General features: G+C 58.1%; 15 protein-coding genes. 10 read left to right on the forward strand and 5 right to left on the reverse strand.

Annotated features, from left to right (window positions below; translation table 11 throughout):
• Window positions 1-158 precede the first annotated feature (158 nt).
• From A6U98_RS07970 to A6U98_RS07985, 4 genes are all read left to right on the forward strand, one after another.
• The gene (locus tag A6U98_RS07970; RefSeq protein ID WP_003547282.1) at window positions 159-734 is read left to right on the forward strand and encodes a polysaccharide biosynthesis/export family protein; all 576 of its coding nucleotides are present in this window, start codon (window positions 159-161) and stop codon (window positions 732-734) included.
• A 3-nt stretch (window positions 735-737) separates the two neighbouring features.
• The gene (locus A6U98_RS07975) at window positions 738-1907 is read left to right on the forward strand and encodes a glycosyltransferase (RefSeq protein ID WP_064649143.1); all 1170 of its coding nucleotides are present in this window, start codon (window positions 738-740) and stop codon (window positions 1905-1907) included.
• Between the two features lie 75 nt (window positions 1908-1982).
• Entirely contained in the window at window positions 1983-3545 is a 1563-nt protein-coding gene (locus A6U98_RS07980) for an undecaprenyl-phosphate glucose phosphotransferase (RefSeq protein WP_064649145.1), read from the forward strand.
• Entirely contained in the window at window positions 3542-4786 is a 1245-nt protein-coding gene (locus tag A6U98_RS07985; RefSeq protein WP_064649147.1) for an O-antigen ligase family protein, read from the forward strand. The genes A6U98_RS07980 and A6U98_RS07985 overlap by 4 nt, the downstream gene beginning before the upstream one ends.
• Before the next feature lie 25 nt (window positions 4787-4811).
• Here the strand turns inward: A6U98_RS07985 and A6U98_RS07990 are convergent, their stop codons facing one another.
• The 3 genes from A6U98_RS07990 to A6U98_RS08000 all read right to left on the reverse strand — a co-directional run bounded on the left by A6U98_RS07990 (window position 4812) and on the right by A6U98_RS08000 (window position 7999).
• A complete protein-coding gene (locus A6U98_RS07990) occupies window positions 4812-5645 on the reverse strand; it encodes a carbohydrate ABC transporter permease (protein WP_064649149.1) in 834 nt (277 codons plus the stop codon).
• On the reverse strand, window positions 5645-6538 hold the full coding sequence (locus A6U98_RS07995; RefSeq protein WP_064649151.1) for a sugar ABC transporter permease: 894 nt from the start codon (window positions 6536-6538) through the stop codon (window positions 5645-5647). Before A6U98_RS07995 ends, A6U98_RS07990 begins: the two co-directional genes overlap by 1 nt.
• A gap of 123 nt (window positions 6539-6661) precedes the next feature.
• A complete protein-coding gene (locus A6U98_RS08000) occupies window positions 6662-7999 on the reverse strand; it encodes an extracellular solute-binding protein (protein WP_064649154.1) in 1338 nt (445 codons plus the stop codon).
• A 177-nt stretch (window positions 8000-8176) separates the two neighbouring features.
• Here A6U98_RS08000 and A6U98_RS08005 point away from each other — a divergent pair, with 177 nt between their 5' ends.
• From A6U98_RS08005 to A6U98_RS37090, 4 genes are all read left to right on the forward strand, one after another.
• Window positions 8177-8791: a GNAT family N-acetyltransferase gene (locus tag A6U98_RS08005; RefSeq protein ID WP_064649156.1), complete on the forward strand. Its 615-nt coding sequence runs from the start codon at window positions 8177-8179 to the stop codon at window positions 8789-8791.
• Between the two features lie 551 nt (window positions 8792-9342).
• The gene (locus tag A6U98_RS08010) at window positions 9343-10524 is read left to right on the forward strand and encodes an ROK family transcriptional regulator (RefSeq protein ID WP_064649158.1); all 1182 of its coding nucleotides are present in this window, start codon (window positions 9343-9345) and stop codon (window positions 10522-10524) included.
• A gap of 73 nt (window positions 10525-10597) precedes the next feature.
• Window positions 10598-10891 (forward strand): transcriptional regulator, encoded by a 294-nt coding sequence (locus A6U98_RS08015; protein ID WP_003547265.1) that lies wholly within the window; start codon window positions 10598-10600, stop codon window positions 10889-10891.
• Window positions 10892-11000: 109 nt separating this feature from the next.
• Window positions 11001-11150 (forward strand): hypothetical protein, encoded by a 150-nt coding sequence (locus A6U98_RS37090; protein WP_197496360.1) that lies wholly within the window; start codon window positions 11001-11003, stop codon window positions 11148-11150.
• A 3-nt stretch (window positions 11151-11153) separates the two neighbouring features.
• Here the strand turns inward: A6U98_RS37090 and A6U98_RS08020 are convergent, their stop codons facing one another.
• Entirely contained in the window at window positions 11154-11366 is a 213-nt protein-coding gene (locus A6U98_RS08020; protein WP_003587392.1) for a hypothetical protein, read from the reverse strand.
• Window positions 11367-11563: 197 nt separating this feature from the next.
• Here A6U98_RS08020 and A6U98_RS08025 point away from each other — a divergent pair, with 197 nt between their 5' ends.
• A complete protein-coding gene (locus A6U98_RS08025; RefSeq protein ID WP_017990989.1) occupies window positions 11564-11797 on the forward strand; it encodes a DUF982 domain-containing protein in 234 nt (77 codons plus the stop codon).
• 5 nt (window positions 11798-11802) lie between these two features.
• On the opposite strand, the gene A6U98_RS08030 is transcribed toward A6U98_RS08025, so the two are convergent.
• Window positions 11803-12024, reverse strand: a complete 222-nt coding sequence (locus A6U98_RS08030) for a hypothetical protein (protein WP_064649159.1) — start codon at window positions 12022-12024, stop codon at window positions 11803-11805.
• 527 nt (window positions 12025-12551) lie between these two features.
• On the opposite strand from A6U98_RS08030, the gene A6U98_RS08035 reads away from it, so the two are divergent.
• On the forward strand, window positions 12552-13184 hold the full coding sequence (locus A6U98_RS08035) for a methyltransferase domain-containing protein (RefSeq protein ID WP_064649161.1): 633 nt from the start codon (window positions 12552-12554) through the stop codon (window positions 13182-13184).
• Window positions 13185-13191: the final 7 nt, after the last annotated feature.

The raw sequence follows: 13191 nt of genomic DNA on the forward strand, positions 1-13191 counted from the left end.
AAACGACCATGGTAACTCAACGGTTAATGGTGAGCTTGCCGAGTAATAAGCGATGATCGATGAAGGAAACCGGGAAATTGCACCGCGCCCTTTACCGGGCATTAACCCTAACGGATCGATAACGACTGCACCGAGTTCATTTTTGTGAGCACAAGCGGATGTCTGTCGTCCAGCCCAAGATCCTTTTGGCCCTAAGCCTTGCAGCCATGACGGCAGCATTGGGCGGCTGCACGACGTACAGGCCGGCGCCGAAGGCCTTCAACGAGGCCACCATCCAGCCCTATACGCTGGACAGCGGCGATCGGCTGCGCATTACCGTCTTCGACCAGCAGAGCCTGACCAATACCTATACGGTGGACCAGGCCGGCTATGTCGCCTTCCCGCTCATCGGCCAGGTCCCTGCCCGCGGCCGAACCCTGCAGCAACTCTCGGGACAGATCGCCCAGAAACTGCAGCAGGGCTATCTTCGCGATCCCGACGTCACCATCGATGTCGATCGCTACCGTTCGGTCTTCATCATGGGTGAAGTCGGCCAGCCCGGCCAGTATGCCTATGTTCCCGGCATGACGGTGCAGAATGCCATCGCGGTTGCCGGCGGTTTCACCAGCCGCGCCAACCAGCGCATGGTCGATGTCACCCGCAAGATCAACGGACAGGTGCTGACCGGCCGCATCAACATATCGGGACCGATCATCGCAGGTGACACGATCTACGTTCGCGAACGGCTTTTCTGAGCGATGGCACAACAGCAGCCGCTCCGCATCCTTCATTGCTTCAGGTCGCCGGTCGGCGGAATTTTCCGCCATGTCCGCGATCTCGTCGAGGAGCACAGCAAGGCCGGCCATGAAGTCGGCATCCTCTGCGACAGCTCGACCGGCGGAGAGTACGAGGACAGCCTGTTCGACGATATCCGTCCCTATCTCTCGCTCGGCCTGACACGCGTGCCGATCCGGCGCTCGATCAGCCCGTCCGATATTGCGACGATGTGGGATACATACAAGAAAATCAAAAGTTTGCGGCCGGATGTGCTGCACGGACACGGCGCCAAGGGCGGCGTGCTCGCGCGACTTGCCGGCTCAGCGTTGCGGGTGAACAGGTATCGCGTAGCCCGCCTCTATACCGCGCATGGCGGAAGCCTGCATTATTCGCGCTCCTCGCTCAGCGGACAGTTCGTCCTCAGGATGGAGCGCCTGCAGGAATATTTCACCGATGCGCTGGTCTTCATCTGCGAATATGAGCGCGACACCTATGCGCGCAAGGTGGGTAAGCCGCGGACGAAGACGAGACTGATCTACAACGGCATCGGCGAGCGCGATTTCGAGCCGATCCCGACCCGCTCGGATGCCGTGCATTTCATCTATGTGGGAATGCTGCGGGACCTCAAGGGTCCCGATCTGTTTGTCGATGCCTTCGCCAAGACCGAACGGCTGCTCGGCAGGCCGTTGTCGGCGCTGATGATCGGCGACGGGCCGGATCGCGACCGCTACCGTGAAATGATGGTCGAACGCGGCCTTGGCAAACGCATCGGCATGCTGCCGGCAATGCGGGTCCACGAAGCCTTCTCCATGGCGCAGAACCTCGTCGTTCCCTCGCGAGCCGAAGCCATGCCCTATATCGTGCTCGAGGGGCTCGGCGCCGGCAAGACGATCATCGCAAGCCGTGTCGGCGGCATTCCCGAGGTACTCGGCGCCGACAGCGCAGCCCTGGTGGAGCCCGGCAATTCCGACGATCTCGCCCGCGTCATGGCGGAAACGCTGAGCACGCCCGGCTGGCACGCGAGAACGATGCCGAAGCCCGAGGCGGTGAAGGCGGTGTTTTCCTCCGCCGTCATGGCACGTGATGTCCTGAAGCTGTACCATGAGCTCGTCAATCCCGCTGCCGGCCAAGCAATGCCCGTCGCCTCGTAAATATTTCTTAGGGGCTTTCTGGTATTTCGCTTGGTGACAACGAGCGACAATGCCCCATGAACAAGCTGGGCCCCCATGAACAAGCTGGAAAAAGGCGATCAATTCGACGTGGAAGCGCTGCGCAAGCAGGTCTCCGACATCGAGGCGCGCGGCGACGCGGGTCAGGAGAAGCCTTCCGACCCGACAGAAATCAACCCCTACGCCCGGCAGATCGCCGAACAGTTCCGCGACGGAACCAATTCGCCTGTGATCATCATCGGGCAATTGCGGCTGCTGGAATTCCTGGCGCTCTTCGCGATCGCCCTGATCGTATACTATTTCTGGCCCGGTGACGGCAGCGATTCCACCTGGGTGCGGACGGGCATGGCAGCGATCGCTTCGGCCCTGACCGTCATCGGCCTGCAGCTTGCCGACACCTATACCATTCCCGCCCTTCGGGCGAAGCTGCGGCTGATACCGCGCATCGTCGCCGCGTCGACGATCGCGCTTCTCCTGACCATCGGTCTGTTCGCGCTCATTCGCGGCACCACATGGGCGATGATCGATGCCTATATCCCGTGGTTCGTCGCAGGCGCGCTCTTCCTTGCGGGCGAGCGTTTCCTCGTCGCCTACGGCATCCGCAACTGGGCGCGCAACGGCATCATGGAACGTCGCGCCGTCATCGTCGGCGGCGGCGATCCGGCCAAGGACCTGATCCGCATCCTCGAACAGCAGGCCGACAACGACATCCGCATCTGCGGCATCTTCGACGACCGCGGCGAGAAACGCTCGCCGATCATGGTCGCCGGCTATCCGAAGCTCGGCACAGTGGCCGAACTCGTCGAATTCGTGCGGCTGACGCGCATCGACATGCTGATCATCGCCCTGCCGCTATCGGCTGAGGCCCGTATCTACGACCTTTTGAAGAAGCTCTGGGTTCTCCCGGTCGATATCCGCCTTGCCGCGCATGCCAACCGGCTTCGCTTCCGGCCGCGCGCCTATTCGCATGTCGGCTCGGTGCCGATGCTCGATATTTTCAAGAAGCCGATCCGAGATTGGGATTCCGTCGCCAAGCGCGGCTTCGACATCTTCTTCACTTCGGTTGCGCTCGCGCTGCTCTGGCCGCTGATGATCGCGACCGCGATCGCCATCAAGGCCACCTCCGAAGGCCCGGTCTTCTTCATGCAGAAGCGCCACGGCTTCAACAACGAAATCATCAACGTCTTCAAGTTCCGTTCGATGTACACCAACATGGCCGACCCTACAGGCAAGGCCGCGGTGACCAAGGGCGATCCGCGCGTCACCCGCGTCGGCCGTTTCATCCGCAAGACCTCGATCGACGAATTGCCGCAGCTTTTCAACGTTTTAAGGGGCGAACTCTCGCTGGTCGGCCCACGCCCGCATGCCGTTCTCGCCCAGGCGCGCGATCGCGCCTTCGCCGATGTCGTCGAGGGTTATTTCGCCCGCCACCGCGTCAAGCCCGGAGTCACCGGCTGGGCGCAGATCAACGGCTGGCGCGGCGAGGTGGACAATGACGAGAAGATCAAGTTCCGCACGGCCTACGACCTCTACTACATCGAGAACTGGTCGCTCTGGTTCGATCTCAAGATCCTGTTCCTGACGCCAATCCGACTGCTCAACACGGAAAACGCCTATTGAGCGCGATCGAGGCGACATATCCCCGTGTCGCCCAACCGCAGCGGATGACGCTGCGCCTGATCGGCTCGGCCTTCGTCGCCTTCGGCGTCTTTCTTTCCGGTTTCGTGATCGACGAGCCGGCACCCTATGAACTCTGGATGGCGGGGCTGATCGGCCTCTGGTTCATCCTGGGCCTCAGGATTTCGCGCAGCGTGGCGCCGCTGCTTGCCCTGCTGCTGACCTTCAATATCGGCGGCATGCTGTCGCTGACGCAGATGAAGGACCTGGCAACGGCGCCGATGTATATCGCGGTGTCGACCTTCCTGGCGCTGACGGCGGTCTTCTACGCGGCAATCATCGAGGACAGCCACAAGCGGCTGCCGCTGATCTTCAATGCCTGGACCTTTGCTGCCGTCGCCACCTCCGCGCTCGGCATACTCGGCTATTTCCACGCCTTTCCGGGCGCGGAAATCTTCACGCTCTACGACCGTGCCAAAGGCGCCTTCCAGGATCCGAATGTTTTCGGCCCCTTCCTGGTGCCGCCATCGCTCTATCTCGTCCACGGTATCCTGGTCGGCGACCTGAAGAAATCGCCGCTGAAGGCCGCCGCCCTGCTCGTGCTTGCGCTCGGCATTTTCCTCTCCTTTTCCCGCGCCGCCTGGGGGCTCTTCGCGCTCGGCGTGGTGCTGCTGATCTTCATCATGCTGCTGAAGGAGCGCAGCGGCGCCTTTCGCTTGCGTGTGCTGGTCCTGTCGCTGGCGGCGATCATCATGCTGATCGCGTCGCTGCTGGTGGCGCTGCAGATCCCGAAGGTCGCCGAACTGTTTTCGGCGCGCGCCCAGCTGGTGCAGCAATATGACGGCGAACATCTCGGCCGCTTCGAGCGCCACCGGATCGGCTTCACCATGATGATGGAGCGTCCGCTCGGCATCGGCCCGCTGGTGTTCGGCACGATGTTTCCCGAGGACGAGCACAATATCTGGCTGAAATCGCTCACCTCCTATGGCTGGCTCGGCTTCGTTAGCTATGTCGGCATGCTTGTCTGGACGCTGGCTCTCGGTTTCCGAAACCTGCTGCTCGACCGGCCGTGGCAGCCCTTCCTGATGATCGCCTGGATCTCGGTTCTCGGCCATGCGACAATCGGCAACGTCATCGATATCGACCACTGGCGCCATGTCTATCTGCTGCTCGGCACGGTCTGGGGCTGCGCGGCGCTGGAAGTGCGCCACAAGCGCGAACGAAGACGCCACGAGGCGGCGTGAGGTCTTGCCGGCAATGGACGGCTGTCTATTTCGTCGCTCCTGCCGTCAAGCCGGCAATAAACCGCCGCTGGAAAATGAGATAAGTCACGATGAGCGGGAAAATGACAATCACCGCACCGGCGGTCAAAACCGGCGTGTTGACGGTATAGCGCCCTTGGAAAAACAGCATGCCGAGGGGCAGCGTCCGATAGTCGTCGTCGTTGACCAGAATGAACGGAATCAGAAACTCGTTCCAGGTCCATATGAACAGGAACAGCGCCAGTGTCGACATTGCCGGCACCATGAGTGGGATAACGATCTTGCGCAGGATATAGAAGCGTCCGGCGCCATCGAGAACCGCCGCTTCCAGAACTTCTTCCGGCAGTTGCTGCATCGCGCTGGCGAGGAAGATCGTCGAGAACGGTATCGACATCGCGATCTGCGGCAGAATGAGAGCCGCATAGGTGTTGATCAACCCCAGATACCGCATTTCATAATAAAGCGGGATGATGAAGGCTTCCGCCGGCACCATCATGCCGAGCGTCAGGATAGCGAACAGCGTGCGCCGGAACGGAAACGACAGGTAGGCGAAGGCAAAACCGGTCAGCAGGCCTAAAAAGACGCTTGCAGCAACGACGGGTATGACAACGATGATCGAATTCCAAAAGTAGATATTGAAATGTCCGGCATTCCAAGCATCGACATAATTTTCGAAATGTGGATATGCCGGCAACGCAAATGCACCCTGCAGAACGTCGGCCTTGCTCTTTATCGAGGTCAGAAGCAGAAGCAGGAACGGCGTGATCGTTACGAAAGCAAGAAGCCACAGGACAATGCGAAGGAATAGCGTACCGGCGGAGATGTTAAACCAACGGCTCATCAAGCCCGTCCTTTGTTCTGCGATCCCACAAATCGGTGAATTGCATAGTTGATGACGAATGTGAGTATCGCGCCGACAATGGCGATGGCGGCTGCTGCGCCGAACCGATTAAGCTCGAAGCCGAGCTGATACATGTAGATGTTCGGCACGAGCGTCGCGTTGGCGGGTCCGCCCCTGGTCATTGTAAAAATCAGGTCGAAGCTTTTGATTGACGCTATGACCGTCAGGAGCAAAACCACCCTTATTTCAGGCAAGAGAAGCGGCAGCGTTATCCAGAAAAAGGTTTTTCGCGCCGAAGCGCCATCGACCTTGGCAGCGTCGAAAAGAGACGGGTCGATGCGCTGAATTCCGGTCAGGAAGATGACCATGCAAAAACCAAAGAAATACCAGGTGGCAACGATCCCGACCGCGGGAAGCACAAAATTGAAATCTCCCAGCCACGGGAGTGCGAAGGCGCCCAACCCCACTGCTCTCAGAAACTGATTGAACGGGCCAAATGCAGGATTGTAGAGCCATGCCCAGATGATGCCCAGCACGGCAGTCGGCATGATATAAGGCAGGAACAGGAAGGTGCGCAGGGCGAGTTGTTCGCGTTGCTTCAGATTCCAGACGCACGCAGCAAGAGTTATGCCGAGCACGAGCGGCAGGACGCAGTAGAAGATCATAAGCTCGGCATTGTTACGCAAGGCAATATAAAAACGGCTGTCAGAAAAGAGATCGACGTAATTGCCGAGACCAACCCACTTGGGCATGCTCAGGCCGTCCCAGTTGGTCAGGCTCAAACCCAAAGCCGCGATGATCGGTCCAAAGACAAAAGCCGCGTAGAACAGCAATCCAGGCAATAAATAGATAAAATTGGTCTGTTGCGAGCCATCAAGTGCGGAGCGTTTCATCCATTACTCCATAAAGCCAAACCGTGTCATCGCACGGCAAGCCGATCGCAGTGCTCATTTATTTGGATCGACAAGACTGAGGTCACGACCGCAGGGGACGGCCGTGACCAGCGCCTGCGATCTTTATTTCTTATCCTTCAGGTACGCCTGATAATCCTTGTCCATGGCATCGACGAAGGCTTCGGGCGTGATATTGCCGGACAGAAGAAGCGGCGTGTTGTCGTCTATTGTCTTCAGCATCGTCGGGCTCGACCAATCGGGGTAATGGCCGAGAGCGTCGTTTGCGTTGAGTGTCTTCCACATTTCGATGCCCGAGCTGAGGAGCGGCGTGAGCTTTGGCTTTGCGTCAGCTGCGAGCGAAGTTGCCGGAAGATAGCCGGCATTGGCCCAGGTTTCAGCAGCCTTTTCCGAGACCATATAATCGATATATGCGCCGGCTAAGTCCTGTGTCGGCTTCGTTTTGGCAAGGCTCGTTATCGCCCAGGCAAGATCCACGCCCCCGACACTCATGGGCTTGGAAATACCTTTCGGGGCGGGAATTGCCATGAAGCCGATATCCGGATTGTGTTGCATGTCACCGAAATACCAAGTCCCGGAGATCAGGAACGCGCCCTGCCCGGAAATGAAAAGCTGGACGGCGTCGTCACCCGAGATGCCTTCGAAACCGGGGAAAAAATAACCGCCCTGTGCCCATTGCTGCACGAGTTTGGCGGATTCGATGTTCCCCTTGGTATTCCAGGAGCCGCCCCGGCCGTAAATCAGATCGTCGAGCTCGGCGCGATTGCTCGCGTCGATATGCGCCTGCTCGATGGCGCCGATCATGTGCAGGGCAAGATGCTGCTTTGCCGAGCCCATCATGAAGGGCGCAACGCCCTTTTCCTTCAGCTGATCAAGACCGGCCAACAGCTCCTCGAAGGTTTGCGGCAGCGCTACTCCCGCATCGCCGAGGATCTTTTTATTGTAGTAGAGGCCAACGATCTCGCCGAGGCCTGATATGCCGTAGGTCTTACCGACCCCAAATTTTCCATCTTCCCAGCGGTCTCGAGCAAGCACCGAATCCGACTGGCGCTTATCCCAGCCATATTGTTTGATGTAGTCGTCGACCGGCAAGAGCAATCCTTCCTTGACCATCGCCCCCATATCACCGGCACCTTGGTTGACCTTCGTGATGACAGGGCCATCACCTGCCGAAACCGCAAGCTTCAGCGTCAACTTCATGTCATCAAAGGTGCGGGCGGTGCGTTTGATCGTGACGCCGGGATGGGCAGCTTCGAACTCCTTGTTGAGCTGCTCTATGACCGCACTCTGGCCTTCATAGGTTTGGTCATCCCACACAGCCAGGTCGTCAGCGCGCGCGGCTGCCGAAAGGCCAAAACTTAAAAGCGCCGCGCCAGCAAGCGCGACAGCTGCTTTCAATCCGTATGCCGGTAGTATGCTGATCGATTTCACGGTTCTTGTCATCTGCTCCACCTCATCTGGTTTATTCTCCACTTCCCGCTCAGGCCTTGCGCCAAGCACCGGCCCAACGTTTTCTTCCCCCAAAGCTTTGCCTGGCTGGCGAATCTGAGGTAATCGTCAATGCATCCGCTCCTCTCGCGACCTAAAAAGACAAAGCGCCACGCTGGAGGTGGCAAAGTGATGGACACCAGCTGCTTCATCCGCCCCGCGATTGAAGCGGATATCGACGCCCTTTTTGACATCTGCCTGAAAACCGCGAATGGCGGTCATGATGCCAGCGCGCTTTATAGCGACCCGCATCTGCCCGGCTACATCTGGTCGGTACCCTACCTCAAATTCGCCAAAGACTTTGCCTTTGTTCTCGTTCAGGACGACCGGCCAGTCGGCTACGTTGTAGGGGTGCCGGACACGGGCAGGTTCGACAGAGACTTGCAGACAAACTGGTGGCCGTTCGTCCGCCAGCAGATTGCAGGACTGGCACCCAGCCGCCCGCGCGACGCCGACGTGATGGAACGAATTCAAAATCCGCGCAGCGGAACGGGGTGGCTTCAAGACCAGTACCCGGCGCATCTTCACATCAACATCCTTCCCGGACTTCAGGCAAGCGGTTGGGGACGCAGGATGATCGGCACGGAGCTTCAGGCGCTTCGAAATCACGGGGTCGGCGGCGTGCATCTCGGGGTCGACCCAAACAACGAACGCGCCAAGGGTTTCTACCGTCACCTTGGCTTTTCCGAATTCGAGCAGGATGGCTCCGTCGCCTTCGCAATGCGGATCGACGCGGGATTGGGTTGAAGCATTTCCTGGTTTCTCCGAGGCAGGGAAAGGCCTTGTCTCATCGGTATAAGAACCGTTGATTGGAGAAAATCTCACACGCCTAGAGCTGCCTGCTCCCCACGAGGCGAGATCAGCGTGCCCATCCGGATGAACGTCCGCCTGAAGGCGTTGTGCTATTGTCAGCAGTAAAACAGGTTGGTCGGCGGAAAGCTGTCCATCAATCGAGGGCTTTATCATGAGCAAATCCTCGGCGGCCAGGTTCAAGGGATCGGCGGGACGCAAAAAGGGAAATGGCCAGGGAAGCCTAGGCCGGTTCCTCTTTGGGCGATCTTGGCGAGCGCACGGCTAACCAGACGATACGTATGGCGCATACTTCTACTCGACCCTCTTTATTCATCGCGCATTTTCATCGCGCGTTGATCCAAAGCCTACAGCTGGCCTCCCATTTGTCAAGGACATAGACAAATTGCGTGCTTCAATGTATTGAATTCCGGTTAGTCGCGATAGTTGTGAACCCAAAATCGCCCAATTAAGTATGCGCTCCGAACTAATTGGACTGAGCTAGCCGGATGGCAATGACATCTTCTGTCGCACAGACTCCGATCGCACGAAAAATTTCAACCAATGCCGTCATTCGAACCGTGTTCGCGAATGGATCGATCTCTCGCGCCGATATTGCCAAGCTAACCGGCTTGTCAAAGCAGACGATTTCCGATGTCGTGCGCGACCTTGAGGATGACGGATGGCTGAAACCAGTCGGGCAGACTGATGGTCGCCCGGGCCGGAATGCGATCACCTATGAAATCAATGCCAAGGCGGGACTGGCCGTCTCCATCGATCTCGGGAGCACCAAGATTGTTGCCGCTATCTGCGATCTGTTAGGGAACGTGGTTGCTGAAACCAAAGTATCCACCGATCCGCGCGGCGGAATGCATCTCGTCAATCAGTTCAGTGATCTTATCGTGGAACTCGCATTAGCGGCCGGGACGACTGCCGACAAACTCCGTCTCATCGTTCTGGGCAGTCCCGGTGTGCTCGATCCGGCCACCGGACATATCAATGTAGCGCCAAGCATCCCCGGCATCGACGCAATAAATCTGCGGCAAGTCTTCAGCGACAGAATGGGGATACCCGTGATCGTTGAAAATGACGTCAACCTGGCCGCCCAAGGGGAGAGATGGAGGGGACACGGTGTCGAAACCAGCAATTTTGCTTTCGTTGCTCTCGGCACGGGCGTCGGCATGGGCATCATCGCCAACGGAACTCTGTTGCGCGGCGCGCGTGGGGCGGCCGGCGAAATCGCCTATCTTCCGATCGGCGGAGATGCTTTTGATCCTGGCGGATTTAAGCTTGGAACCTTTGAGAGTGCGGTCGGCAGCGTCGCGATGTTGCGCCGCTACGTCGGCTTCGGCGGGCGTAACGCATCCACCGTGGCCGATCTCTTCGCCGCCTTTAATGCAGGAGAAACGAGCGCCGCGGCGGCCATCGAAGAGACGGCAAGGCTGGTCGCAGTCGCCATCGCTGCAATCGGAGCGGCTCTCGATCCTGAACTCGTGATCACCGGCGGCAGCATCGGCGCAAGACCGGAACTCGTAAACGCCATACGCGGTTTCCTGCCGCGTTGTACGCCTTATCCGCCGCGCATCGAGATCAGTCGCTTTGGGAACCGCGCCGCCCTGATGGGAGGAATGGGGATCGCGGTCGAGCGCATGCATGACGATCTATTTGGTGTCAAATTGAGGGAAGTTTGAAGAGCGCATGCCGTGCGGCCAACGTGCAGTGTCGCCACTTGAGAAGCGCTGGAAATGCGCTAGATTTTCCATCATGATAACAGCAACGCAGATCCGCGGCGCGCGCGCCATGATTGGAATGAGCATCGAGGAGCTCGCCGCCGCCAGCGGCCTGCCGGTCGAGACTGTGATGGCGTTGGAAAATGGCGAATTCGCCGGCGAGCCACACGCGCTGTTCGATGTGCGCAGTACGCTCGAGGCGAACGGCATTATCTTCCTGTCGAGCGGCAATCAGGATGAAGGCGGCCCCGGCATCCGGTTGCGGGCACGCACGTCCAGCGATGACGGCATCCGACCGGAAAATCTCAACGCCGCCAACGACGACTGACGGAACCAATCGGTCGCCCAGGCGTTTCGCTGTCCCATAACATATCGGGGCCCATAACATATCGGGGCCCATAACATATCGGGGCCCATAACATATCGGGGGCAGTTTCTTGAACCGCAGCAATGGTCTCTACCTCATCATCGGCGTTCTTGTCGTCGCCGTCATCGGCCTCGGCGCCTATATTTTCCACGAGGAAAACAAGCCGCAAGGCATCGAGATGAGCATCGGTAAGAACGGTGTCTCGATCGAGCAGAACTGATCTTTAGAGATAGGTTTTTGCAAGGTCGGCGAGTTTGCCGCCGTCTTTCACGCCCTGCCTGTAGAGCTGGATGATGACCGCACCGATCCGCTCGGCCTCCGGCGTCGTCCTGACGAGACCGCGTTCGTCGCAGACCTTATCGAGCACTTGCGAAAGCAGATCGAGATCTTCCGAAAACAGCGGCAAATCATGCGGATGAATTGATGATCGTAACATCACGCCGCATCTCCTCCGAGGGCAAACGCATCCACGCTTGCATCGCCGGCCGCCCTCCGCAACCGACCATAAAGACATTATGCGCGAGGGTCTGAACTTTAGCAACTACGCAAATTTCCATGGAAGAAAATTATGGAACGAAATTTTATTCCGCGCGTTTTGGCCGCGTTTGGTAGCAGGAATCAGTGAGTGCAGACGTGAGTGAAAAACGCTTTCCCTCCCCCGTCCGGGTCGTTTCTCCAAACAGTAGCCTGATCGTTTCCACCGTCTGGGAGGCCGTCGAATATCTGAAGCGGTGGCCGAGCAAGCGTGGGCGCGATTATCGCGTTGCGCGCCAGCACTGCCTGGATGCGCTCGACGGACTGCGCAGCCCGCGCGCAGCACAGGCTTCCTTCATCACGGCAGCGAAAACGGCGGGATTGCTGGTGTAAGATCGTTACCTGTTGCGTCCACCGCCAGCAGCGATGAGCCGAGGATGGACGAAGCCTTCCATGATCACCTTGGCGGTAACCTCAATAACCCGCTCCTCGGCAAGTTCAGCAAGCGCGAGGGCTACATCGCCTTCCGACCAGCCGGCTTTGACGGCCTCGTCCGACAGAGCCTGGAACGCGCTGGCGAGGCTCTGCCTGCAAGTTAGATTGTGCTTCATATCCGCCATGCTCGACTAGGCAATCTGTGACAGGGATAATGTTAATCTACACATATTCACGAGAATGCGAAGAGGCTTCAGTTTTTTTTCAATCCGAAATTGGGCTGTTAACTCCAAAACTGGGTATAACCTTAACAAAATGCAACAAATACCGCCTCTCCCAACTGAGGCAGTACCAAAAAGAACTAAATGATTTATTTACGATGCACCTTCAAAGGGTATTTCATCGCGTTATTTAGTTTAAATAATCGAAGCGGGAGCCAGCGGCGCGTTGAACCACCAGGATGCGGCAAATCTGAACGCGGGCCGTTTTCAGCATCTTCAGGGCACCCTCTCAATCAGCTTCGGGATCCGGCGGGCGAGCGTCGGGCGTGCAGGAGAATGTCTCGCGCTGTCGGTGCTGCCAATCGGCGGTGACGCTTAGTTGCCACGAACGCCTTCGGCGTTAATCACCGTAATACCACAACGACACCACACTCCCGTCAAAGTCCGCCGTACCATTGGCAGCTCACTTCTTCAGATATTCAGGAGGTAAAATGTCTATCGAACTGGACGCTACTACCTATATACACGCCAAACCGGCGACCGCCCATTCCTATATTTTGCCGGCCGTGGTCGATGTTCTCGAGAACAGTTTCCAGGAGGCAAATGAAACCGCAGTCTTCGACCTCGGTTGCGGCACCGGCGGTGCTGCAGCCGTGCTTGCGGAAAAGGGATATGACGTCGTCGGCGTCGATCCCTCGAAGGACGGCATCGCCAAAGCGAGAACGGCCCACCCCGGTCTTCCGCTGGAAATCGGTTCCGGCTACGAGGATCTTTCCAGCCGGTATGGGACCTTCGATGCGGTGATAAGCCTTGAAGTGGTGGAACATGTCTATGATCCCAAGGCCTTCTCGACGACTATTTTCGACCTGGTGAAGCCTGGCGGCATCGCGGTGGTATCGACGCCTTTCCACGGCTACTGGAAAAATCTGGCTCTGGCCGTGAGCGGAAAGCTGGACGACCATTTTATGCCTCTGAAGGACCATGGCCATATAAAATTCTGGTCTCCCGAAACGCTCAGCACGCTCCTGGTCGAAACAGGATTCGAAGACGTCGACTTCGAATATGTCGGGAGAATTCCGCTGCTGGCGAAATCGATGATCGCAATCGCTCAGAAACCGCACTGAGGGCGGT

Source organism: Rhizobium sp. WYCCWR10014 (assembly GCF_001657485.1).
Lineage (GTDB): Bacteria > Pseudomonadota > Alphaproteobacteria > Rhizobiales > Rhizobiaceae > Rhizobium.